The organism is Pseudomonas sp. 9.1(2019) (assembly GCF_009910445.1).
Taxonomy (GTDB): domain Bacteria; phylum Pseudomonadota; class Gammaproteobacteria; order Pseudomonadales; family Pseudomonadaceae; genus Aquipseudomonas; species Aquipseudomonas paraversuta.
The window spans coordinates 176,877-201,234 of the sequence record NZ_VBWF01000003.1 but is presented as its reverse complement, the minus strand read 5'-3'; the positions used below and the strand labels follow the sequence as shown (position 1 = coordinate 201,234).

At 60.8% G+C, this 24,358-nt stretch carries 16 protein-coding genes; 2 read left to right on the top strand and 14 right to left on the bottom strand.

Annotated features, from left to right (window positions below):
* Nucleotides 1–6 precede the first annotated feature (6 nt).
* Nucleotides 7–2,016, bottom strand: a complete 2,010-nt coding sequence (gene rep / locus FEZ21_RS03945) for a DNA helicase Rep (RefSeq protein ID WP_127196640.1) — start codon at nt 2,014–2,016, stop codon at nt 7–9.
* A 368-nt stretch (nt 2,017–2,384) separates the two neighbouring features.
* Between rep and FEZ21_RS03940 the strand changes: the two genes are divergently transcribed.
* Nucleotides 2,385–3,944, top strand: coding sequence for an EAL domain-containing protein (locus tag FEZ21_RS03940; RefSeq protein ID WP_010656748.1), 1,560 nt, complete (start codon nt 2,385–2,387; stop codon nt 3,942–3,944).
* A 58-nt stretch (nt 3,945–4,002) separates the two neighbouring features.
* On the opposite strand, the gene FEZ21_RS03935 is transcribed toward FEZ21_RS03940, so the two are convergent.
* Entirely contained in the window at nt 4,003–5,379 is a 1,377-nt protein-coding gene (locus FEZ21_RS03935) for a NorM family multidrug efflux MATE transporter (RefSeq protein WP_160626537.1), read from the bottom strand.
* Between the two features lie 152 nt (nt 5,380–5,531).
* Between FEZ21_RS03935 and FEZ21_RS03930 the strand changes: the two genes are divergently transcribed.
* A complete protein-coding gene (locus FEZ21_RS03930) occupies nt 5,532–6,452 on the top strand; it encodes a LysR substrate-binding domain-containing protein (protein WP_003437862.1) in 921 nt (306 codons plus the stop codon).
* Nucleotides 6,453–6,462: 10 nt separating this feature from the next.
* Here FEZ21_RS03930 and FEZ21_RS03925 read toward each other — a convergent pair whose 3' ends face one another.
* The 12 genes from FEZ21_RS03925 to FEZ21_RS03870 all read right to left on the bottom strand — a co-directional run bounded on the left by FEZ21_RS03925 (nt 6,463) and on the right by FEZ21_RS03870 (nt 24,307).
* Nucleotides 6,463–7,956: a YifB family Mg chelatase-like AAA ATPase gene (locus FEZ21_RS03925; protein ID WP_160626488.1), complete on the bottom strand. Its 1,494-nt coding sequence runs from the start codon at nt 7,954–7,956 to the stop codon at nt 6,463–6,465.
* A gap of 131 nt (nt 7,957–8,087) precedes the next feature.
* A complete protein-coding gene (locus FEZ21_RS03920; RefSeq protein WP_160626487.1) occupies nt 8,088–9,335 on the bottom strand; it encodes a VWA domain-containing protein in 1,248 nt (415 codons plus the stop codon).
* Nucleotides 9,336–9,396: 61 nt separating this feature from the next.
* Complete coding sequence (locus FEZ21_RS03915; protein ID WP_003437868.1) at nt 9,397–9,900, bottom strand: hypothetical protein; 504 nt, start codon at nt 9,898–9,900, stop codon at nt 9,397–9,399.
* 4 nt (nt 9,901–9,904) lie between these two features.
* Nucleotides 9,905–10,618 carry a hypothetical protein gene (locus FEZ21_RS03910; protein WP_003437870.1) on the bottom strand — a complete coding sequence of 238 codons (714 nt, stop codon included), beginning with the start codon at nt 10,616–10,618 and terminating at the stop codon, nt 9,905–9,907.
* A 32-nt stretch (nt 10,619–10,650) separates the two neighbouring features.
* Nucleotides 10,651–12,198 carry an SUMF1/EgtB/PvdO family nonheme iron enzyme gene (locus tag FEZ21_RS03905; protein WP_127196636.1) on the bottom strand — a complete coding sequence of 516 codons (1,548 nt, stop codon included), beginning with the start codon at nt 12,196–12,198 and terminating at the stop codon, nt 10,651–10,653.
* The gene (locus tag FEZ21_RS03900; protein WP_127196635.1) at nt 12,188–13,411 is read right to left on the bottom strand and encodes an ABC transporter permease; all 1,224 of its coding nucleotides are present in this window, start codon (nt 13,409–13,411) and stop codon (nt 12,188–12,190) included. The genes FEZ21_RS03905 and FEZ21_RS03900 overlap by 11 nt, the downstream gene beginning before the upstream one ends.
* Nucleotides 13,395–14,114 carry an ABC transporter ATP-binding protein gene (locus tag FEZ21_RS03895; RefSeq protein ID WP_003437878.1) on the bottom strand — a complete coding sequence of 240 codons (720 nt, stop codon included), beginning with the start codon at nt 14,112–14,114 and terminating at the stop codon, nt 13,395–13,397. Before FEZ21_RS03895 ends, FEZ21_RS03900 begins: the two co-directional genes overlap by 17 nt.
* A gap of 10 nt (nt 14,115–14,124) precedes the next feature.
* Complete coding sequence (locus tag FEZ21_RS03890) at nt 14,125–16,110, bottom strand: vWA domain-containing protein (RefSeq protein WP_202210162.1); 1,986 nt, start codon at nt 16,108–16,110, stop codon at nt 14,125–14,127.
* Complete coding sequence (locus FEZ21_RS03885; RefSeq protein ID WP_160626484.1) at nt 16,107–17,123, bottom strand: hypothetical protein; 1,017 nt, start codon at nt 17,121–17,123, stop codon at nt 16,107–16,109. The genes FEZ21_RS03890 and FEZ21_RS03885 overlap by 4 nt, the downstream gene beginning before the upstream one ends.
* Before the next feature lie 3 nt (nt 17,124–17,126).
* Complete coding sequence (locus FEZ21_RS03880; RefSeq protein ID WP_160626482.1) at nt 17,127–19,838, bottom strand: virulence factor SrfC family protein; 2,712 nt, start codon at nt 19,836–19,838, stop codon at nt 17,127–17,129.
* Nucleotides 19,835–22,900, bottom strand: coding sequence for a virulence factor SrfB (locus tag FEZ21_RS03875; RefSeq protein ID WP_127196631.1), 3,066 nt, complete (start codon nt 22,898–22,900; stop codon nt 19,835–19,837). Before FEZ21_RS03875 ends, FEZ21_RS03880 begins: the two co-directional genes overlap by 4 nt.
* An 18-nt stretch (nt 22,901–22,918) precedes the next feature.
* Nucleotides 22,919–24,307 (bottom strand): SrfA family protein, encoded by a 1,389-nt coding sequence (locus tag FEZ21_RS03870; protein ID WP_160626480.1) that lies wholly within the window; start codon nt 24,305–24,307, stop codon nt 22,919–22,921.
* Nucleotides 24,308–24,358 lie beyond the last annotated feature (51 nt).

The window sequence follows — 24,358 nt, the reverse complement described above, 5'->3', positions numbered from 1 at the left end:
TCAATTTTAGCGTTTTAGCATGGCGCGTATATCGGCCAATGCCGTATTTCCGCGAACCGCTTTCACTTCGGTGGGGGTGTCATCGTTACCTTCCCAGGCCAGATCGTCCGGGGGCAACTCATCCAGGAAGCGGCTCGGTGCGCAATCGATGATTTCGCCGTACTGCTTGCGCTTCGCTGCAAAGGTAAATGCCAGAGTTTCACGTGCACGGGTAATGCCCACATAGGCCAGCCGGCGCTCTTCTTCGATGGTGTCGGCTTCGATACTGGAGCGGTGCGGCAGGATCTCTTCTTCCATGCCCATGATGAACACGTAGGGAAATTCCAGACCTTTGGAGGCGTGCAACGTCATCATTTGCACGCCCTCGGCGCCATCTTCCTCTTCTTGCTGGCGTTCGAGCATGTCGCGCAACACCAGCTTGCCGATGGCTTCCTCGATCGTCATGGCACCGTCTTCGTCTTTTTCGAGGGTGTTTTTCAACGCCTCGACCAGGAACCAGACGTTGGACATACGATAGTCAGCAGCCTTTTCGCTGGAACTGTTGGTGCGCAGCCAGTTCTCGTAGTCGATGTCCATGATCATGCTGCGCAGCGCCGCGATCGGATCTTCGCCCGAGCATTGCTCGCGCACACGGTCCATAAAGCGCTTGAACCGCGCCAGGCGGTCGGTAAAGCGGGGGTCCAGATGCTCACCCAGACCTATCTCGTCAGTGGCCGCATACATCGAGATTTTTCGCTCGGTGGCGTAGTTGCCCAGCTTCTCGAGGGTGGTAGAACCGATTTCGCGACGCGGGACGTTGATCACCCGCAGGAAGGCGTTGTCGTCGTCCGGGTTCACGATCAGTCGAAAGTAGGCCATCAGGTCTTTCACTTCCTGACGCCCGAAGAAGCTGTTTCCGCCCGACAAGCGGTACGGGATCTGATGGTGTTGCAGCTTCAATTCGATCAGCTTTGCCTGATAGTTGCCGCGATACAGGATCGCAAAGTCACTGTAAGGCCGATCGGTGCGCAAGTGCAGGGTCAGGATTTCAACAGCCACGCGCTCGGCTTCGGCATCTTCGTTGCGGCAGCGGATGACCCGGACTTCGTCGCCGTGGCCCATCTCACTCCACAGTTGCTTCTCGAACGCGTGGGGGTTGTTGGAGATCAGCACGTTGGCGCAGCGCAGAATGCGGCTGGTGGAGCGATAGTTTTGCTCCAGCATCACCACTTTCAGGGACGGATAGTCGTCCTTGAGCAACATCAGGTTTTCCGGGCGGGCACCGCGCCAGGCATAGATCGACTGGTCATCGTCGCCCACAACGGTGAACTGATTGCGTGTACCGATCAGGTATTTCACCAGCAAATACTGGCTGGCGTTGGTGTCCTGATACTCGTCCACCAGCAGGTAGCGGACCTTGTTCTGCCACTTTTCGCGAATGTCGGTGTGCTCTTCGAAGAGCTTCACCGGCAGCAGAATCAGATCGTCAAAGTCCACCGCGTTGTAGGCTTTAAGCGTGCGCTGGTAGTGGGTGTAGACAATGGCCGCCGTCTGTTCCTTGGGATTGCGCGCGTTTTCCAGGGCCTGGGGCGGCAGGATCAGATCGTTTTTCCACGAGCCGATCATATTCTTGATCTCGTCGACCCCGTCGTCGCCCGAGTATTCCTTTTGCATGATATCGGTCATCAGCGCTTTGACGTCGGCCTCGTCAAAAATCGAGAACCCGGGCTTGTAGCCCAGCCGCGCATGCTCCTTGCGGATGATGTTCAGCCCCAGATTGTGGAAGGTACACACCGTCAGGCCACGACCCTCGCCCTTCTTGAGCAGGGTGCCCACCCGCTCCTTCATCTCGCGCGCCGCTTTGTTGGTAAACGTCATGGCGACGATGTACTGGGCACGAATGCCGCAGTTCTGAATCAGGTGCGCGATTTTGCGGGTAATCACGCTGGTTTTGCCGGAGCCTGCGCCGGCGAGCACCAAAAGAGGGCCGCCGACGTAGTTCACGGCTTCTTGCTGCCGGGGATTGAGTCGGGACATGACGAAAATAGGGGTCGTGTGCAAAAAGGGCAGGCATTTTAACAGGCTGAGCAGATATTGCTGCCTCCGTGCGACGGTGTGACGTGGCACTCTATCTAAATTTGCCGCTTTTGTTAGTTTGCCGCAGGATACCGGGGGGTTTTAGTCTACCGTTTGGTATACACCGACCGCGCGTAATTGATAATCGGTGTCATTTACCATTAAGTATTGGCGCGTCATAATGCCCATCGCCTGAATTATGCAGAGTCTAGGGAGCTAGCTTGTCCAAGCATGTTGAACCCTTGCGTTTACTGCTACTGGCCGAAGAGCCATCTTGGGCAGCGTTAGTGCGCGAGTGCCTGGCGCCCATGGGAAGCAAGGTCGTACTGATGTGCGCACCGGACTGGGAATCTGTCAGCTACCTGTTCGAGCACGATCGAAATGCACTGCTTCTGACCACCCCGGCGCTGCAACCCGCCCCGGGACGCTGTCGCATGCCCACGGTTCTGTTGCTCGACAGCGAGCCCGTGGATCCTCCCCAGGGGGTCAGCGACTGGTTAATCAGTACCAGCCTTAACACCGATGTCCTGCGCCGCTGTTTGCGCCATGTGCGCGAGCGCGGAGTGCTTGAACACACCTTGCAGCGCCTGGCCGAAGAAGACCCGCTGACCGGCATTGCCAACCGCCAGGGCTTCCAGACCCTGCTGGCCGTGCGTTTGGCCGAAAGCGACGGGCGTGGCATCGCCCTCGGGCACCTTGACCTGGACAATTTCCGTCACGCCAACGACGCCCTCGGGCATCAGGCGGGAGACCGCCTGATCCTGCAAGTAGTCGCACGTCTCAAAAGCCAGCTCGAGGCCGGCGATCAGCTTGCCAGGCTGGGCAGTGATGAATTCGCCCTGCTGATCGATACCCGCCGTGCCCCCGAGCGCGCCGAATGGATCGCCGAGCGCATCACCGAAGTCATGGCCGAGCCCTACTGGATCGACGGTGAAAGCCTGCTGATCGGCTGCAGCCTTGGCATTGCCCATGCACGGGCCAGCGCCGGGGCCGACCCATTGATGTGGCACGCACACATTGCCATGCAGCAAGCCAAAAGCACCCAGGGCTGCACCTTTCATGTGTTCGACGAACGCATCAATCGCAATGCCAGAAGCCTGGCCGACCTTGAAAGCGAGCTGCGCCGGGCCTTGCGCCGTGACGAACTTGAACTGCATTACCAGCCGCGCCTGGATCTGGGCACGGGCAAGATCGTCGGGCTCGAGGCACTGGTACGCTGGCGCCATGCCGAGCGCGGCTTGCTCGCGCCCAACGAGTTCGTGCCACTGGCCGAGCAAAGCGGGCTGATCGTGCCGCTGGGTTACTGGGTCATTTCCCGGGCCCTGCGCGATATGCAGACCCTGCGCGAGCTTGGCCTGCCGGCGCTGCACATGGCGGTCAACCTGTCGTTCCGCCAATTCCAGGACAGTCAGTTGCTTTCAACCCTCAGCCGCTTGATCACCGAGCGCGCAGTTGAAGCCCAGTGGCTGGAATTCGAGCTGACCGAAACGGCTGTCATGCGCCGCAGTGACCTGGTCAAACAGACAATGGATGCCTTGGGAAGGCTGGGGGTGCGCTTCTCGCTGGACGACTTCGGCACCGGTTTTTCATCGTTCGTGCATCTCAACAGCCTGCCGATTGCGCTGCTCAAAATCGACAAGAGTTTCGTCGGCGGCATGGAAGACCGCGAAGAAAACCGCAAGCTGGTGCATGCCATGATCAACCTGGCGCACAACCTGAAACTGGAAGTGGTTGCCGAAGGCGTCGAAACCCCTGAGCAATTGTCCTTGCTGCGGGGGTTTGGCTGCGATCAGGTGCAGGGCTACTTCATCAGCAAACCGCTGCCGCTGGCAGACCTGGTGGAGTTTTTGACCTTGGGCGAGCAGCAGAAGGTACCGCAGGTTATCTAGCCATCACCTGCAGGAGCGAGCTGTTCAATACGCCAGCCAGGAACTCGCTCCTGCAGACTCAACTTGCCTTGAGCTCACGCTTTAACATGCGCCGCATCTTCCATTCGAATGCCAGGGTCAGGCTTACCGACGCGCAAGCCAGGCCCAATGCCAGCCCCCACCAAACCCCGGTAGGGCCCCAGCCAAGGGTGAACGCCAGCAACCAGGCCATCGGCGCACCAATAGCCCAATAGCAGAACAGCCCCACCAGGAACGTGGTCCGGGCATCCTTGAGCCCGCGGATAGCGCCCATGGCAATGGTTTGCACTCCATCGAACAGCTCGAACCACGCCGCCACCGCCAGCAAACTGATAGCCAGCTCGAACACCGGGCGGAATGCCGGGTCGTTGTAATCCAGAAACAGACCAATCAGCTGGCTCGGCCAGAACCAGAACACCACTGAAAAACCAAGCATGATCAGCGCGCCGCAACCGATCCCGACCCGACCGGCCAGTCGCGCCCGGAGCAAATCGCCACCGCCATAGTGCTTACCGATACGCATGGTAATTGCATAGGACAACCCGGCCGGAACCATGAACGCCGCCGACACAATCTGCAGCGCAATCTGATGCGCCGCCAGTTGAGTGCTGCCCATCGTGCCCATGCACAGTGCTGCAAAGGCAAACAACCCGACTTCCACCGCGTAGGTGCCGCCAATCGGCAAGCCAAGGCGCCACAGTTCACGCAGGTACGTCAGATTAATCCGCGACAGGCCATTGCGAATCGGATACGCGTCGTAGGCCGGATGCCGATGAATATGCCAGGCCAAGCCTGCGGCCATACAGGTGGCCACGATTGCCGTGACCAGGCCGATGCCCATCAAGCCCAGCTTGGGCAGGCCGAACATACCGGTGATCAACGCGTAATTGAGCAGAAAGTTGGCCACGGTGCCGATCAGACTGATCACCATCACCGGCGTCGCTCGCCCCATGGCGCTGGTAAAACCACGCAACGCCATGAACGTCATGTAGCCGGGCAGGGCGAAGGGCAGCAGCAGCAAAAACTGGCCCGCGGCTTCAACGTTGGTAGGCGTCTGGCCAAACAACAGCAGCAGCGGTTTGATATTCCACAGCATCAGCGCGCCGCCCAGGGCCAGGACCCAGGCCAGCCACAGTCCGGCCTGGGTCAGGCGGGTCGCGCCTTCGATATCGCCTGCCCCCTGACGAATCGACACCAGGGTGCCAACCGCCGCAATCACACCGATGCAGAAAATCGACACGAATGAGTAACTGGCCGCCCCCAGGCTCCCGCCTGCCAAAGCCTCCGGGCTCAGACGAGCCATCATCAGGGTGTCGGTAAGCACCATCAGCATATGAGCCAACTGCGAGGCAATAAGCGGCCCGGCCAGCCGCAAAAGGGCCCGGAGTTCGATACGAACGGGATGCTGTAGGGTCATCAGTAAAATTTCTGTAGGTGCGTTGAAGGGCTTGATTCTCGGCGCGTTGAGTGTTTTAAGCAAAGGGATAAAAACGATCCATGACATGATTAAAACTCATATATAGATCCGTAATTTTCCACTGTTTAGTGTTGCGCCCAGGAATAATCCTCATGTCACGTAGCCTTCCTCCGCTTTATGCCTTGCGCGCCTTTGAAGCCGCGGCCCGCCACAGCTCATTTACCCGGGCGGGCGAAGAGCTGTCGATCACCCAGAGCGCCGTCAGTCGCCATATCAAAACCCTGGAAGCGCATTTCGCCTGCCGGTTATTCCAGCGCAATGGCCGCACCTTGCAACTCACCGAATCTGCCCGCTTGCTGTTGCCGGGCGTGCGCGAAGGTTTTGCCGCCCTGGAGCGCGCCTGTACCACCTTGCGTGCCGAAGATGACATCTTGCGCATGAAGGCCCCCTCGACCCTGACCATGCGCTGGTTGCTGGCCCGCCTCAGCCGCTTTCGCCATTTGCAGCCGGGCAATGAAGTGCAACTGACCAGCGCCTGGATGGATATCGACCATGTTGACTTCAACCAGGAACCCTTCGACTGCGCGGTGCTGCTGAGCAACGGTCACTTCCCGCCCGACTGGGAGGCCACATTGCTGTTCCCGGAGATGCTGATTCCCGTCGGCGCGCCCAACCTGCAAGACGACCAGCCATGGGATGCCAGGCGTCTGGCGGCCACTGAACTGCTGCACCCCACACCTGACCGTCGCGACTGGCGGCGCTGGCTCGACTGCATGGGCCTGAGCGGCCAGGTGTCCCTCAAGGGCGGGCAGGTATTCGACACCCTGGAGCTGGGCATGATCGCCGCCGCCCGTGGCTACGGCATCTCAATGGGCGACCTGCTGATGGTGGCCGAAGACGTTGCTCAGGATCGTCTGAGCCTGCCCTTTAGAACCGCCGTGGCCAGCGGCGAAAACTACTATCTGGTGTGGCCCAAAACCCGCCCCGGCGGCGAACGTTTGCGCCGTCTGAGCGATTTCTTGCAACACGAAGTGGCCGCGATGGAACTGCCGGTGGTCAGGCGCATGGCGTGAGTCAGGCCCGTTACCCGCTCACCGGCCGGTACTGCAATGCCTCCGCCAGATGCTTGCGCTCTATAGCGTCCACTTGCTCCAGATCGGCCAGGGTTCGTGCAACTTTCAACAACCGGTGAGCGGCCCGCAGCGACAGGCCCATGCGCTCGCAGGCCGTCTCCAGCCAGGTGTTATCCACAGCACTGAGCCTGCACTGGCTCCGCACCCCGGGCAGGTCCAGAAAAGCATTGGCACAGCCCTGGCGCTGCAGCTGCCGTTCACGGGCACCAGCCACTGACGCAGCGGCGCTGGCCGTGGTCAAGCCGCAGGCAAGAGCGGGGTTGAGCGCGGTGGTTTCGCGGGCCACGGTCAGGTGCAGGTCGATGCGATCGAGCAAGGGCCCGGACAGCTTGTTGCGGTAGCGCTGGATGTGCTCCGGGGTACAGCGACAACGGCCCGTGGGCTCTCCCAGATAGCCACAGGGGCAGGGGTTCATTGCCGCCACCAGCTGGAAGCGGGCCGGAAACCGCATTCGATCCCGGGCCCGGGCGATCACGATAAATCCCGATTCCATCGGTTCTCTGAGCACCTCCAGCACTTTGCGATCGAATTCGGGCAGTTCATCCAGAAACAACACCCCGTGGTGCGCCAAAGTGATCTCGCCCGGCTGGGGTTTTGAGCCGCCGCCAACCAGCGCCGGGCCGGAAGCCGAATGGTGCGGCTGGCGAAACGGACGCTGCGGCCAGCACTTGAGGGGCACATGACTGGCCACCGATTGAATGGCCGCCACCTCCAGCGCCTCTTGCTCGTTGAGGGGCGGCAATAACCCCGGTAGACGGCTGGCCAGCAGGGTTTTGCCCGTGCCGGGCGGCCCGGTGAACAACAAATTGTGGCTGCCAGCAGCGGCAATCACTAACGCCCGCTTGGCCGAGAGCTGGCCCTGTACATCGCTCAAGTCCGGATAAGGCATGCTCTCGCGCAGCAAGCCACTGGCGCCGTAAGGTTCAAGCACTGTACGGCCGGCGAAGTGCGCCACTGCCTGCAACAAGTGTTCGACCGCGATGACCGTCAGGCCGGAGGCCAGACAGGCTTCCTCGGCATTGGCCAGCGGCACCAGCAAAGCCCGGCCCGCAGCACGGGCTGCCAGGGCGGCAGGCAATACGCCCTGCACCGACCTGATGGCGCCCGACAGGGCCAGTTCACCGAGACACTCGACCTGGGCCAGGGATACAGCGGGGATTTGCCCGCTGGCAGCCAGGATGCCGAGAGCAATGGCCAGGTCAAAACGCCCGCCGTCCTTGGGCAGGTCGGCAGGCGCCAGATTGAGGGTGATACGCCGGGCCGGAAACTCAAACCCGGAGTTTAGAATCGCGCTGCGTACCCGGTCCTTGCTCTCCTTGACTGCGGTTTCCGGCAGCCCGACCAGGGTCAGTGCCGGCAACCCGTTGGCCAGATGCGTTTCGACCGTAACGGCCGGGGCCTCGACGCCCACTCTGGCTCGGCTGTAAACGATGGCCAGCGACATGACTCACTCCTTGAGTTCACAAAGCGTCCATCCTGCGCGAATCAACGACCCGGGGCAGGGTCGCAATGGATACGGAATGTGTTGCGAGCCCCGGTCGTCAGCGCGTCAAACGCCGGGCAGACTCGCCGCGATCATTCACATTCCGACACCGGGCCGGTGGCCTCTTTCAACGCATCGGCCAAATCGCTGGCGTTGCGACTGGAGTAAATACTGCCTCCGGTATTTTCAGCGATGCAGTCAGACAGCGAGCTGTCGCCAATATTGACCACGTTGACCCGCAGACGTGGCTGTTCGGTGGCAATGGTCTGCGCCACCTTGCACACGTTCTGGTTACAGCCATCGTCACCGTCGACAAACATCACAATCACCGCATCGCGGTCACGGCCGTTGACCGTGCGCGCGGCCTTTTTCAGGCTCGACGCCAGGGGAGTACCGTCGTCGGCGTTCAAACGCTGAATCCCGTCGATTAATTGCCCACGCCGGGCCGCGTTGAAAACGCCGTGATCCGGTTGTTGCGAACAGCCGGCGAAGGTCATCAAGCGCGTATCAATGTCCGGGTGCAGGTTATTGATCATTCCCGACAACGAGGCCTTGGCCACGTCCAGCCGGGTTTGTGGGCTGAACATCCTGATTGTGCGCGGGTCGTCAGCCGCCGGTCGGGGGCGCGTCTTGAAATACCAGTCTTCGTCAGCCTTGGTGGCGGCGATGTTCAGGTTCATCGAGCCCGAGGTGTCCAGAATCACCACAAACTCCGGCGGCAGCTCCCCGCCACCCGGTACCTTGGCCCGACAGGCATAACTGCTCTGGCCCGGCCACAGGTTCATCAGTGGCAAACGCCACTGCCACAACGCCCACAGCAACAGCCCCAACCCCAATAACCCGGCAAGCAGCCACAACCAGCCGCGCCAGACCCGCCACACTATTACCCGGCGCACCACCGGATGCGGGGCTGGCGCGGGTGCCGGCGGCGGGGCCACGACCGCAGCCCGCGGCTGCAGACCCCAACGCACCACGACCGGGTCACCGTTGACGCTGTACAGATTGTTCAGGTCCGGCGGGCGGATCAGTGAACGCAAGCTGGCGGCCTGTTCGGCCTGGCCGCGCGCGACCAGCTCATCGGCCAGCAAGCCCAGGGTTTCCTGGCGCTGGCGATAGCGTTCCAGCAACGCCGCCTGCTGATCTTCGTTCAACTCGTGGAAGCGCGTAGGCTGGCCGCCCAGCTCCGTCCACCACTCCACCACATTGCCGCTGCCGATGCGCGGGATCGCGTAGACACTCGCCACCGACGGCGGGAAATGCTTGAGGATCAGCGCAATTTTCGCTTCCAGCACATCCAGCTCTGTGGAGCTGGCGTGCTCATCCCGGGTAATGCGCTGCATGCAGTGGCTTCCTGAAAAAGGGTCGGCGGCACTTGGCCGCCGACTGGACGGGGATGCAGGGTTATTCGTAACCGAGGCTGAATTGCAGCTGGTTCACCTTCTTCTGCAACGTCTTGAGCTCCTGCTGCCTGGCGGCCACCAGCGCCGGATCAGCGCTGCTGGCCGGCTTGGCACGGGCGGCCTGGAGCTGCTGTTCAAGCCCGGCAATCTGCTGCTGTACCTGCGCCTTGTTGCCACTGCGGGCTTTGAGCGAACCCAGTAACTGGTTCAGCGACTGGTTCAATGCCGCCTGGGACTTTTGCTGGCCCAGCAGGTCGGTGCGCGACACCGCCTGTTGCGCGGCAATGTTTTCGTAGACCTGATGGAACAGCGCATTTTCCTGCTGCGACTTGGCCAGCGCCAATTCGTTTTGACGAATCTGCTCGCTGTAACCGCCACCGGCGTCGCAGTTCATTTTGGTGAACAGCCCGGCGTCACGGTTGCCGGCATCACATTCACCCGGCTGTGTGGCGCAACCGGACAACGCCAGCAAAACACCGAAACCCAGTATCAATCGTGCGTTCATCGTCTCAACCCAGAGTGATTGCAGAGCGCTGGCTGTACAAGCCATCGACTTCTTTTTGCAGGCTGGCGACTTTCTCGTTCATCTTCGAGATATTGGCGTCGATTTGCTTGAGCTCCGGGGCATTGCCCTGGGCACGCTCGGCTTGCACCACGTCGTTGTAGCCCTTGACCTTGACCCGCATGTTGTCCAGCTCCTGGCGCAACTGAGCAATGTTGCCGTCAACCATGGCGATTTGTTTTTTAGCCTGGGCCTGATCGATTTTCTTGCTGGCCAGGTCGCGCTTGATCTGCGCAATCTGCGCCTGGTCATCCTTGATCACCTGCTGAGCCGTCGCGGTACGCGACACTACTTTTTGGGTGTCCAGCTGCACATCGCTGTTGTACTTCTGCAAACGCTCGCTGGTGTTGGAGTATTCGCTGCGACGCTGATCCAGGTAGTAGTTGGCGCCCATTGCCACGCCACATGCGGTGACACCCGCAGCAATCATGCACACGGTTTTATTGCCGCTATCGGCCAGTACACAGGCCAATACACCGGTACCGACCCCCATGGCGCAGGCCTGATAGCCCGACTTGCTGAAGAACTGGGCGTCCGAGCTCTGGGTCAGGCGCGGATCAACCATGCTGCTGCCCGTGCTGGCGCAACCGCCCAACAGCAGGCTGCCTGTGAGTACAGAACTGATCAGTAACTTGGAAGAGGACCACAGGCTGCGCATCATCGTATTTCTCCTTGTTGAAGCAGGTATTGGGCTTATTGGGTGACCGATTTGCAGCTCTTCAACCAGGCGTCAGTGTCGATCCTCTGCTTTTGCAGATAGGTCTTCTGATTCGCCCAGTGAGTGCGCAGGTAAGGTTTGAGTTCTTGCAGTTGTTTGTTCTGGCCGATGATTTCTTCCATCACCGGCACCTGCGGTTCCAGCAGGGACTGGCCGTACAAGGACGCCGACTCCACCAGGCTGCTGGCGTAATAACGGCTGAGTTTGTGCAGACGGTCTTTCTGTTCGTCCAGCTTGCCTTTGCGCATGTCGCAGCTCGGGTCCTTGTCTTCGGACTCGCAATTGAGGGCGTAATTTTTCTGCAGGAAGTCCAGGTACTGGCCGTCATCGAGCATTTTGGTACACAGGAACGCCCCCAGATTGAGGCTCGCGCGAATCGCCTGGTCGCGGGTTTCTTCCTGCTGCTGATTGCTGGCACGCAGCTGGTTTTCCAGGGCCTGGAGCTTTTCTTTGAGGGCCTTGTCTTCCACCGCGGAGGCCAGCGAATTCAGCTCCTGGACCGCGCCGCGGTCTTTCCCGGTGTCACCCTGGACAGCGCCAGTGCCTAGGCTCTGCCAGCTCTTTTCGATGCTGCCCACACGCTCGCGCGAGGTGAGTGTCGGCGACACCAGAACCAGCCGCAGGCCGGTGGTTTTATTCTTAACCTGGCCGTCGGCGTTGTAGTAAGGCTCTTCTTTGCGCAAGGACGTGCGCACGTCCGCCTGGGGCGTCAGGTAGTTGCCGCCGCGTACCACATAGCCGCCGGCCTGACCGTGTTGCCGATCGAGCTTATTCAGGCGAAAGGGCTCGAACATCATTTCATCGGCGTTACCGAGCATGTCGTGCAGGCCCAGCGGGTTGGGTTTTTGTAGCCCGCCCAGTTGCAGCTTGCCGTTGGACGATTGCGCACCGCCGAACCACTCATAAGCGTTCAGGCCGTCCGGCATCGGGTAGCGTGTATCGCTGAATTCGGCGGCCCCCACTTCCAGCCCGCCACGGGCGGCGAACTCCCATTCGGTTTCAGTCGGCAGGCGCAAAAAGCCCAGCGCACCATCTTCCTTGGGCAGCGCGGCGGCAGCGTTTTTACGCAACCACAGGTTGTATTTGTCGGCCACTTCGATGGCTTGTACCCAACTGATCGCCACCTGCGGCAAGCGCAGCTTGTTCGACGGCACCGGGCAGGTTTCATCGGTCAGAGCCTGATACTGCAACTGGCTCATCTCGTACTTGGCCATCAAGTAATAACGGGACTTGTCGGTTTTGCTGCCGGTGAAACTGCCGGAAATAAACGCGGGGCGCTTCTGCTCCACATACCCCCATTCGGCGCTGTCCTGACCGATATTGATCGGGTAGTCGTCCAGCGGGCCGGTAACGGGAATGAACACCTTGCGAAATACCATCGAGCCGTCGCAGGGCATGGGCAATACGACGTCACTGGCGTCGGCGGCCGGGTTGTAGAATTTCTCGTCCCAGGCCGCCGCCGAGGCGCCGGGCAAGTAGCCAAGGCTCAGGAATGCGAGCGCAACAACAGATTTATAACTCACGCAGACTCTCCGCAGGTTGGATGCTGATGGCCCGCAGGGCGCCGATCACGGCGACCAGTGCAGCGACCAACAGGGCGATCAGCAGGGCTGCCAGCCCGTGCCAGACAGTGATGTGGCAGACAAAGGTGCCGGTGGCCTGACTGCTGCCCAGCAGATGGTCAAACAGCAGGCTGCCCACGCCATAAAACGCCAGCCCGCCGACATAGCCGGCCAGGCTTAAGAGCAACGCCTGAGCGATCACGAACCCGGCCACTGCCGGGCTGCTGAAGCCCAGTAATCGCAGAACCGCCAGGCTTTTGCGTTTGCGGTCGATATTGGCCAGGAACGCACCGATCATCGAGGCGATGCAGCCAATCAGCGCGGCCCCGGCGATCACGCCAAAGATCAGCCCCAGTACATGGTTGATGGCTTTGACGTTGTCGATATCGGCCAGGCGGCTCGATGTCTCGATGTTCTGCTGGTTCAGCCAGCGTTCCAGCGGCGCCACGCTATCGATATCACGGGCATAGACCCGGGCGCGGGCATACAGCGGCTGCAAGTCGCCGACCGGTTTGCCGGTAGCAAGGCCAAACGCCGGGACCTGGTAGCCATCGCGAAAGCGTTCCAGCTCGAGCAATAAAGGCGGTGCAACGAAACCGGCGGCGCGGCCAAAGCGGGCGGCGTCGAGCACCGCGACCACGATCAGATTCAGCTCGCCGCGCTCATTGATGCCGTCCAGACGGCGGCTCACCCGCACCCGCACGCTGTCGCCGACATCGGCTTGCAGACGTTGGGCGGCACGGGCACTGAGGATCACCTGATTGGCACTCAACGTGATATCGGGCAGGTTCAGCAACGGGTCAGCCGCCGCGCTGGGGATAATTTCGGCGTTTTCGACAAAACGCTGCAGGCCCACCAGCAGGTCGGCCTGCGTATTCAGCGAACGGGTCTGGCCGATGGCGAAACCGACTTCAGGTCGCTGGCGCAAACCCTCGATCCAGGCGGTGTCGTAATTGCCGCTACTGAGCATTTTCACTTCAAGGTTGCGCGGGTCGCTGAGCAGTTCGTTCTGCAACTGGCTGACTACGCCATGCTTGAGCCCGAACAGCAGCAACAGCGGTGCGATCACCGCCACCAGCGACGCGGCGATGCACAAGGACACTTTGCGGTCATGCCAGAGGTCTTCGACCGCCAGCTTGCCGAGCAGGCCGAGGCGGCTAATCCATGGCTTCAAAGCGTGTTTCTCCCTGACCGCTGATGGCACCCAGACGCGGCAAACCAAAGTCGCGCACCAGCGCCCAGTCATGGGACACCACCAGTGCGCTCAAGCCCAGCTCATTCACCAGACTCAGCAACAATTCAAACAAACGCCTGGCGCTGTGGGGATCAAGTGCCGCGGTGGGCTCATCGGCCAGCAGCAACTGCGGCTCATGGGCGATAGCCCGCACGCACGCCACGCGCTGGCGTTCGCCGATGGACAAGGCCTGGGGCAACTTGTCCAGCAAGCCCTCCAGCCGCAGCGCCTGCACGGCACGCTCGACCTGCGCACTCTCGACCGGCATGCCGAGCAGGCGGCGGGGCAGTGTGATGTTGTCGCGCACGCTCAAAAACGGCAGCAAGCCGCCACTTTGCAAGATGAACCCCAGGTGCCGCGAACGCACCGCCGACAACGCCGGCTGGTCATTGGCCGCGAGCATGCGGGCTATATCCAGTGCCTTGGCCCCTGGCTCATGACGCGCCGGACCAAGGCTGAAGCGCCCCAGTTCGACGGGCATCAGCAGCAGGCCGATGGCTTCGAGCAGGGTACTTTTGCCACAGCCGCTTTCGCCGGTGATGGCGAGGATTTCGCCGGCCTTTACCTGCAAGGCCGGCAACCGCACGCTATGGGCCTGCGCACCGCTGCCACGGCGCACCAGCATGTCCTGAATATCGAGCATGGGCGTCCCGTTAAGGCATCATTTCCAATGGCACCGGGTACACGTTGTCCCGTGCATCGCTGTCTTTGGCCAAGGCCACCCAACGGTCCACGTCAGCGTTGTAACGCTGGTAGTGGCGCAGCTTGGTGTTCAGGTTACGAATGAATTTCTCCTGGGCCAGACCATCCCAGCTCTTCCAGGTTTCTTCATCCAGGTTGAGGACTTCGCTCTGGTACGGCAGGTCTTCGAGGTACTCACCGAGCACACCCATGTCCGCCAGCCTGGCGTTGCCGTTCTGCTTGAGCTGATTGGGATCGGCGCCCATGGTCGCGGCGACGGAACGCAGGCGATCGAACATCTCGGTCGGCGAAATCAGGCCTTCGTTGGCGGCATCCAGAATCTGTTTCATCACGTCGCTCAAATCGCTGAGCTGTGACTTGGTCAGTAACACCCGGACATCGGTGGTGGGGATGTTTTGCTTGATCAGGTCGCGGTCAGTGATCCACGCCTGGAACACTGGCGGCGCCTGACTGTTGGTTTTTTCACCGAGGTACGCCAGTTGCATCGCGTGGCCGATCAGGGCCGCGTCATCCAGCAGTTTTTGCTCGGCCGGGTCTTTGCCGGCGACAGGCGCTTGCTTGGCGTTCAGCGCGCTGCCAATGGCATCGTCGCCCATGTAGGCGGCCTTGACCTGGGAGGTAATCGCGCTGGCCAGCGCATCCACTTTGCGCCCGAATGCTTGCACGTCACCGGCGTTGACCGGGTAGTACAGCGAGGTATTGGTGCCCGGGTAAGTCGACAGGTTTTGATATTGCGCTTCGGCTTTGCCGTGATCTTTGATCCCGGCCGGCGTTTTCAAGTGCAGGGTGTAAATCGCAACGCCGGGGTTGGCCGCCTCAAGGCGCACCTGGTCAGCGCTCAGCCCGGTGCTGCTCAATGGGTCGTCGCCCTCGATGGCACCCGCGTCGGTGATCAACACCACGTAGCGCGCACCGAACTGGGTCCAGTCCACTTTGTCGATACTGTGCATCACGCCCGCGAGCGAGTCCTCATCAAAGGCCTTGCTCGACACTTTGGCCTGTTTGAGGTCAGCCACCCTGGCCAGAAAATCTTCGCTGCCGGTGACCTTGTTCGGGTCGGCGTACATTTTGCTCACGTATTCCAGGCCAGGTACGGCTTGGGTGCTGGAACGGAATGCCACCAGACCGAACTTGACCTGATTGCCCAGGTTCTCGCTTTCAATCTGTTTGTAGACCTTGCGAATGGCCTCGCGGGTACGGTCGATATAAGGATCCATCGAGATCGTGGAGTCGATGACAAACACCACCGCCGCGCTGAATTCCTTCAACTGGCTGGATTTCGCGGCCCCCGTAGCGCCTGGGTTTGCGCCTGCCTGCAGCGGTTTGTCTTCAGCCTTGCTCACCGACGCTACATTCAACAGGCGGGTGCGAAAGCCTTCTTCGGTCATGACTTCTTCGCCGCTCAACACCGGCAGCAAGTAAAACTGCTTGTGCAGGTCAACGAAGTATTCCGGCTCCTGGGCCAGTACTCCCGGAGCCTGTACTCCTTGCTTGAGCTTGGCGCGCAACGGCGCGACTTTGCTCACCGGGTCCGGGGCATCGAGGATGCCTTCAAGGGTGGCGCGGTCTTTGAAGAACATCAGACGGTCGCGGTTGGCCGGGTTGGTGAATGCCAGCGTGAGCTGCATCTTCCAGTCCGTGGTACAGGCTGCAGGCAACCAGCCGATAGTTTTGCCGTAGCTGTCAGGGCCGACCTTGAGCCACTCGGCATTAGCCGCCTGGGCCCGTTCATATACGTAAAAGCGGCTGAATGTTGGCTGCGCCGCACCGGCATCACCGCCAGCAGCACTGCTGAGCTGACAACCCGGGGTGGTCAACACGCGCTGGAACAGAGTTTTCTTGCCTTCCTGAATCAAGGGCTTGTCGTCGGCGCGGGCCAGCGAGCTGCCGATGGTCAGCGCCAGCAAAGCGCTGGCAGCCAATGCAAAACGGCTCACGGTTTCAACTCCTCAAAGCGCGCCTTGGCTTCGGCATTCTCAGGGTCGTGGCTGAGGATGGTTTCGTACCAGTACGCCGCGGTGGCCGGGTCCGGCTCGGCAAAGCACTTGCTGGCCTGATGGAATTTCGGGTCGTACTCATGGGCGTAGGCGGTGGCAATTTGCAGGTCACCGGCTTGCGCACGGTTGGCGTACAGCCGCTGGGCGATGCCGCAATGGTTGTTGGCCTTGGCCACGGTGATGATTTCCAGCAACTCGGCGCTGCCCGGCGAATTCTTGATGCAGGCCTGCACAACGCTCAGTTCAGGCAGCACGGCCATGCTTTCCAGGGTACAGGCGGCATCGCCCGGTACAGGCTGCGGTGGCATCGGTTCAGGCACTGCCGGGGGTGTTTTGTTGAGCCAGAACCATGCGCCCAGGGCAAGGGCGGCCAGTACCAGCAATGCAATGAGCACCATCAACAACCAGGGTTTTTTCCTGGCTGGCACCGGTGGCGGCGGGGCCGCAGGTGCGGGCTCAATGACCGGCACGGGTTCCGGGGCCGGTTCGGTAACCGGCTCGGGAACCGGTTCAGGCAACACCACTGGCGCCACCGGGGTTTTCAGCTGGCCCGTGTCCTGGTGTACCGGGGCTTTGACATCCGTGGCGGCGCTGGATGATTGCAGGTTCTTGGCCGGGATCAGCATGCCGGCATCGCAATGGCCGTTACCGCCCTGCTCGCGCAATTCGAAGCGCAAAGTGGCCATGGAGCCCACTTCGAGTACCGGGTCGACCAATTGCGGGCCAACCACGGTTTCCAGCGCTTCGCCGTTGGCGGCGGCACTGAAGTGCGCCACCTTGAACCAGTACTGGCTGTTGCTCCAGTGCTGGTCGCCCTGCAGGAAATAGCCGTCCTGGTTACGCTGGACAGAGAACTCCAGACGCTCGTGGCCACCGGTCCAGTCTTTGACGATCAGGCACGCCTGACCGGCGATGTGGGGTTCAAGGGTGACCAAATCGACAAAAATTGACATTGCTTATCTCGCTTCAAACGCTTTGAGCACATGGCCCAGGCGTTCATTTTGTTCAGGGGTGAATTCGCTGCCGGTGCCGTGGCTGGCATTGTCCAGGGTGATGTGCGCCACCCCGGACAACCAGTCGCCAAGGAACTGCTGCGCCTGGTTAATCGGCTGCGCAGGCAGCTGCGGCAACGCGTCTCTGGCCACATCACCGTAGAACGAAAACAGCGCTTCGCGGTTGCCGGCATGGCTTTTAGGACGGGATTCAAGCGGTTCCGCGGTGTAACCGAACCAGGCCACAAAATCGCTCAGCACGCGCTGTACTTCCAGCACCTGGCGCTCGACCATCTGGTCGCGGCGCGAGCCACTTTGCGCACGCTTGAGCACGACGCGAATCAACTGGTCCTGCAAGCCGAGACGGTCACCGCTGAGGATCAACTCCTGAACCAGTGCTTCAATCGATGTTTTATCCAGCTCAAGGGCACGCATCAAACCCTCACGCTCCGGAACTGCACGCAAGTACTTCACCCAGTTCCTGAACACGGCACGGGCAAATTTGTGCTCGTTGCTTTGCAGCTCGGGAGCCTTGGACGCTGGCAACGGAGCGCTGGCCGGGGCATCGAAGTCCACCGACAAATCACCGAAATCATCACCAAAATCAAACTCGTTGCTGCTGGCATAAACGATCGATTGCTTGGTGGAGTCCTGAGCCGTATCGCCCGTCTCAGACACGCTGTCCTCTTCGTATACGCCGTTGAGGTAAAGCTCGCGGATCTCTTCGTTCGGCAGTTGCAAGGTGTTGATCAGCTCGCCCAGCACACCGCCGCGGCGCTTGAGCTGGGCCAGAATCATCTGCGCCTGGGTACGCTTGATGGCCACCATATCGGCGCCATCGGCCACGTAGTAACTGCCCAGGGTGTGCAAGGCTTTGCCGTTGAGTACCTTGTTCAGTTGCTCGCGGATGCGCTTGAGTTTGAAGTCAACGTTCGCCAGTTCCGTAAAGCTTTCGCTGAAACGGGTGATACCGCCGTCGTTGAGCGTGAGCATGGCGTCCCATGCCTGCTGTGCATCCTTGATGTACTTTTTGACATTCGGGCGCTCGACCAGAGTCTGGGCCATCAGCTCCAGCGTGCTGTGACTGTCCTCGGTGAAATGGCTTTCGTTGCCATCGGTACGACCAATGAATGCGGCCTGATGGCGCGGTTTGCGCACCAGATAGGTGTTATTGAACGCCTGGGCGCCTTGCCAGTTCGACATCCACGGGTAGTCTTTGAAGCGCTCGAGCATGGTGCGGGTCATCATGCCGTCCCACTCTTCTTCCAGCTCCAGGCGCGACTTCTTGTTCAATGACTGGGAAATGCACAGGTCAAACATGGTCAGGGTCCAGATCAAGCCCGTGGCACGTGCGCCACGCTCTTGCGGGGTCTCGCCCTGTGTCGCGTTGATCCAGCGCGTCAGCACCGGGCCGACATCGTTGACATCACTTTGCTTGGTGCTGTTGGTGCAGACCACCAGTGCGTTCATTTCCTGATCATCGACATAACGCTCGAACAGGTACGCGACCTTGCCGCGACGGATCAGTTGCGAGATCGAGTTGGTCTGGCCGTTTTCCCTGGCGATGGAGGTCACGTTCAGGCGCCCGCGATATCCGGGAAAATCCAGCAGGTCCATTTGCTCGACGATCTGCGCGGCCGGTACTTCAATCAGGCGGAAGGTCATCTCGGCGGTGAGGGCCGCCAACTGCACCAGGGAAATCGGGCCGGGGTTATGCAACACACCCTCGACCATCGGGCGCACCGACACCGGCACGTCAGTGGCGCTGCCGTAACGCTCCAGAATGTCGACGTTCATGATGCTGTTGCGACGGCTGAATTCATCGCCTACGCGCTCAGCCAGCACTGACAGCGGTGCAAAAACGGTGTCGGGCATGCCCAGCCGATTGAGCGCTGCGCCCAACTGCTGGTACACCTGGGTCAGGCCATCTTGCTTGCCCCACAAAATCGAAAACAGCTCGCCACGCTCCTGGGGATTGAGGCGCGGGGCCAGGTCGATGACTTTCGGCCAATAGTGATGGGGCAGAACTTTGAGCGATTGTTCAAAGCTCTGGTTCAGGTAATCCATCAACGACACGACGTCTTCGGCACTCACCCCAGGCTGCAGCGGACCCAGCTCGCGGCCTTCGAAAGGTTGCAGGGCCTGGCGCACCACGCTGTCGTCGATCACGAAGGAGACTTTTTCCTGGTCGAAGTCTTTGAACCAGGTGTTGGCAAAAATTTTCGCCAGTTCGATTTCGCGGAAAAGCTTGAGCTCCACCGGGAAGTTGTCGTCTTCACTGGGCTTGGCCAGACGACTGAAACGGGTCACCAGCCCGGTGGCTTCAGTACCGCCACCGCTGGGGTTGATGTTCTCGATGAAGTCCATACGCTGCTGGCCGAACTGGGTCTCGAGCGCACCGTTGGCCCCTGCCGCCAGGGCTGAAATAAGGTAGGACTTGCCCGCCTGGGACAACCCGAAGAAGCCGGTGGTCATCGGTGTGGTGGCTACCCGGCCAAGGTTGCGGGCCATGTTGCGCGCCTGATACAGGCCCAGCTTCAGGTCAGCCGCATCGCGATCAAGTTTGGGCGCCGTAACCCGGCTTTTGTCCACCCAGCCCAGGGCCTGGCCGGCACCTTCGTAGACGGCATTCCAGCTGGCGCTGAGGGCGATTTGCTCTGGGGTCAGATTGCTCATTTGCGTTTTACGCTCCCGCTGTCCAGCCAGTACTTGCTGTCACTCAAACCTTCCACCAGGGTGGTGTTGAGTTGCAGCAAAAGGTCATTTTTGCTGAACGTTTTGTCGGTATTCGAATCCACGTATGTCACCTCAAGCTCGTCGCTCAGTTGTCCCTGGCGCTTCATCTGCTCGGTGGCCTCGCTCACTTTGAAGGACACGTAGACCACGGGCATCTCGTTGTTCTGGGTCTTGGCCTCGGTAAAGCGCTGCCGCCCCTGGGGGGAGAAATCCAGGGTGTAGAGCGGCGTGGCAGACCAGCGCTCGGCCGCCAGCTGACGGAAGCCCAGGCGCATATTGCCGCGCATTTCCAGCGCTGGCGGCCTTGCATCCAGGCCTTCACCGATTTCGGGCAGCACGATGCGCCCGTCCTCGGAGGTCAGGTCGCGGAACAGGACGTCCGAGTCAACGATGATGTTGGCCCCGTCGATCTTGCCGATGTGCTTGATGGTCGAGTACGGCCTCAGGGCCGAGGTGCGGAAATAAAAGTTCGGCACACTGTGGTTGGCGCACAGCAGGCACAGCATGGCGCCGACAGATGCCGTGCTTTTAGGGTCGTCGATCAGGCCGTTTTTATGGAACGGGTACCAGTTGCCGGTGCGGTAATTTTGCAGCGCAAGGATGCGCCCCGGCGGCAGTGGCAGCATCTTGCGGATAAACGCCTGAATGCCCGGCAGACGCGATGGCCGCCCTGTCAGGAGCAACATGTCGCATGGATAATGCGCAATGACCTCGCACAACCCGGCAAGGATCTTGGTGATGTTGATGCCACCGCTGATGAACGCGCCATGCAGTTTCTGCAAGTCCAGGGTAATCGGCGTTTGCAGCAGATCGAAATCGGTCTGAACCCCCAGCTCGCGGCGAACCGCGGTGTTCACATACTCCAGCACGTTGGCTCTGACAGCATCTTTTTCCAGCAACGTCAGGTAGGTGTGGTCACTGGCCGGCGTGGCGAACTCCGGGTTGTAGAGCTCGTAGCGGCGCAGCAATTCAAGGGCCAGCGGCGTGAACACCTGCAGGTTCAATTGTTGGCGCAACACCATGTCTTGCGCGCTGCCCGATTCGGCGCCGCACAGACGCGACATCAGGGAGCCGGGGAATTTAACCCCGGCGTTCTGCAAGGCGCTTTCAAAGCTTGGCAGAATGAACCCCTGAATCACGTCCAGCAGGATGTCGTCCCCCGCGACTTTGAAACCGTCACGGAAACGCTGCTCGGGCACGATGTGCACATTGCTGCCACTGCTGGCAGTGCCGGCACGGTCAAGACGGTAATCGGTGATCACCAGGTCGGTGGTACCGCCGCCTATGTCGATGGTGGCCAGGGTGATACGTTCGCGGTCCGTCTTGCCGGGGCGCGAGATGGCATCGAAGAATTCTTCCGGGTGCCCGGCGAAGTTTTCATTGACCTCGGTGTAGAGGTAGACCAATTGCCCGCACGAGGCCTCGTCCCACTCCACCCGCACCTTGGGCAGCGGCGTAGTGGCCGGGCTCGAGTCATGAGCGAAGGGGTCTTTGCGGTCGGTCTGCCAGTTCATGCTTTTCCACACCAGACCAATGGCGTGTCGCATGCGCTTTTCCAGGATGCTGCGCTCGGCCTGGGGCATGCCCGGCGGTACGGTCAGGGTGATGCTGTTGAGGCGCCGCGGTACGCGGGTATGGCCCTGACGCGAGCGCTGCGCCGGGCTATTGATTTGCATCAGCGCCTGGGCCAGCACTTCAGCGAGCATGAAAGTCATCAGCGAGCTGCGCGAATAACGCGGTACAAACACCGCCAGGCCTGGGGTGTTGAAGCTGTGCAGCGCGTCGCCGGTTCCGTTGATCAGCAGCGAAAACGGTTTGGCGGTGGCAAACGGCTCGGCTTCCTTTTTGTCGAAGCTGTAGCTGAAGCGCCATCCGTGATCGTAGGCCTCTTCATCCCACAGATAACGCTTGGGACTGGAGAGTCCGGTTGAGCCCTCGGTGCCACGACGGCGACTCGCCAGCCGCGCGGCCTCCTTGCCAACCCGGGCGATGGTTGGCCACAGGAAAGCCTCCGTGTGGCCACTTTTTACCGAACAGTCATCCTTGCCAAAGGAGATCTGGGCAAACTCGACGCGACTTTCGAACGCGTCGTTGTAGATGTGCTCCGGGCTCATCAGGTCCCGCAGCTCAAGCACATAGTTGTCTTTGAGACCGGAGCCGGACTGGCCGTGGTTTTCGATCAGAATGCCGCAGGTGCGCGAGTTGCCAACATCGAGGATCAGATCCACCGGAATCGGCGGCGTGACACCACTGCCATGGCTGGCCACGATTTTTAGTTCGGGCAGTTTCACTTGCGCCGCCGGGGTGTTGTTGTCCCGGGTGGTGCAAGGCTCCATGAACAAGCTGAGCAGGTTCAGGTAATGGGCTTCGGCATGACCGTCCTTGATCTCTTTGTCCAGCTCATCGCGCGGGGTTTTGGGATGGCCTTGCGTGAATACTTCCAGCAGCCACTCCCGCACCCAGATCTGATCCAGAAACCAGCGGGCCTGCTGGGGCTTGCACGCCAGCTTGAACGATACGCCGGAGCTGGCGTCGCGCTCGACCGGCCCCAGATAGAGGCTGGTGTCATGCTGTTCCATGAGCCGGGTATCCAGCGCGACCGTCAGGCGATGGGTGTTGCCATCAATGTCCGGCTCGGGCAGGCGCACCAGGCGCATCCGCGACCAGTTGGCCGGCCCCTGGTCAAAGCTCTGGGGCGGGCGGTAACGGAACACCGGGATCGGTACCCAGAGCCCGTCGTAGAGCTTGAGACTGGCTTCCATGCCGAGGTTGAGGGTACTGCGTGCGTCAACGGTCTTGCCCGGCTCGCTTTCGTAAAAGTAGCTGGTCATGCCGTTGCGTTCGCCCTCTTCGAGGCGGCACAACAGGCCATTGGTCAACGGCGCGAAATCACCCGAGGGCAGCTTCCTGGGGTCCAGGCGCAGGGCGAAATCCATGAACTGGATGCCGGTATCGGCAACAAGGATAACGGTGTCTTCAAATTGGGTAACTTGAGGCAGCATGTCAGAGTTTTCCAGTCATTATTCGCCCGTCTGGCGCATGGTGATGGGGAATTTTTTGTCTTCGTAAGCGCCGGTGCAGTCGGCAATGCTTTTGGCCCCCTGACGACAATCGATTTGCGGCATGTCATAGCTGCTGCCATCGCTGCAGGCGGCCTGGGCCTGGCTATTGATCGCCAGGCTGCCGGCCTGCATGGCCGCAGAAACCGGACCGGTGCAGCTGATGCCATTGGCCTTGCGCACAATGACCTCGCCCTTGCCGTCCTTGAACTGATACTCAAGGCGCAGTGACAGACCGGTGTTTTTGTCTTGAATGCCCGCGCCCGCGCGGTAGTGGCCGTTGAGGAAGGCGGCCTGGCCATCCGCGCTGTCGGCCGGGATGACCAACCGCTCGCCGGGTACAGGCACAGGTGCCGGAGTTTTCGGCAGCTCATCCGGGATTGTCGGCGGCGTCGGCGGGGTAGTCGCGTTATCCGCTGTCGGCGGCTCTTGAGCCATGGATGCCTGGGCGTTATCGGTGCCTGGCGGCACCACCGACTCCGGCTGGACCGCAGGCGGGGTCTGCACTTCAGGCACCTGGCCTGCAGTTTCAGCCGTGCCCGCTGCCCCGCCAACCTGGCCACTGCCTGACAGCTCGCGCGATGGCGTGAGCGTGGACGTGGGGTTGGGCCTGGAAACAGGTTCAGAAACCTTGAGCCCGTCCAGGTTGAAGTCCACCAGCCATGCCGGCACTGGCACCCCCAACTGCGGGCCACAGCTGCGCAGACCAAACAGTAGCAACAGCAGCAGTAACAGCGGGATCAGCCACCACAACCAGCGCCACCAAGACCGGGCCACCACTGGCACCGGCACCGGGGCGGGTGCCGGAGCAGGCTCGGCCAGCGGGGCAATCACCGGGGCAGGGGTAACGGGTGCTACCTGTGGCCGCAGACAGTACAGCGGGTCGAGGCCGTGGTCAGTGCCCGGACGACGGAAGCCCCAGAACGTCAGTACCGGTTTGCCGTTGACCAGATAAACGTAGTTCTCATCCGGAAATGGCAGCACGTGGGCCAGCAGCTTGCCGAACACCGTACGGTCTACCGAAGGTTTGTGGGCACTGTCGGGGTCGAGTTGTTCAGCACTGAGCTGATTGAGAAAAGACTGCAGCTGTTCCAGCTCGACAACGGCTTGAGCACGTTCCTGCGGGGTGGCGCTGGCCCAGGGAATCACATCGCCGGGTAGCTCGCTGTACCAGTCAATGTTGTCGCCCAGCTCATCGCTTTGAGGGATGGCCAGATGCGTGGCCATGTCAGGATTTTGGCAGCGAATCGCTTCGCGCAATTGCAGTGCCGCCCGATAGACTGGCTGACCGGTCTCACCCAGGGCAGTAAAAGCCCCGCTTTTGCCACTGCGAAGAAGTGCGCCGCGCATCCGTGCTCCGTGTTTTAAGTTCGCGCGGCAAAACCCGGACATGAGTCCGTA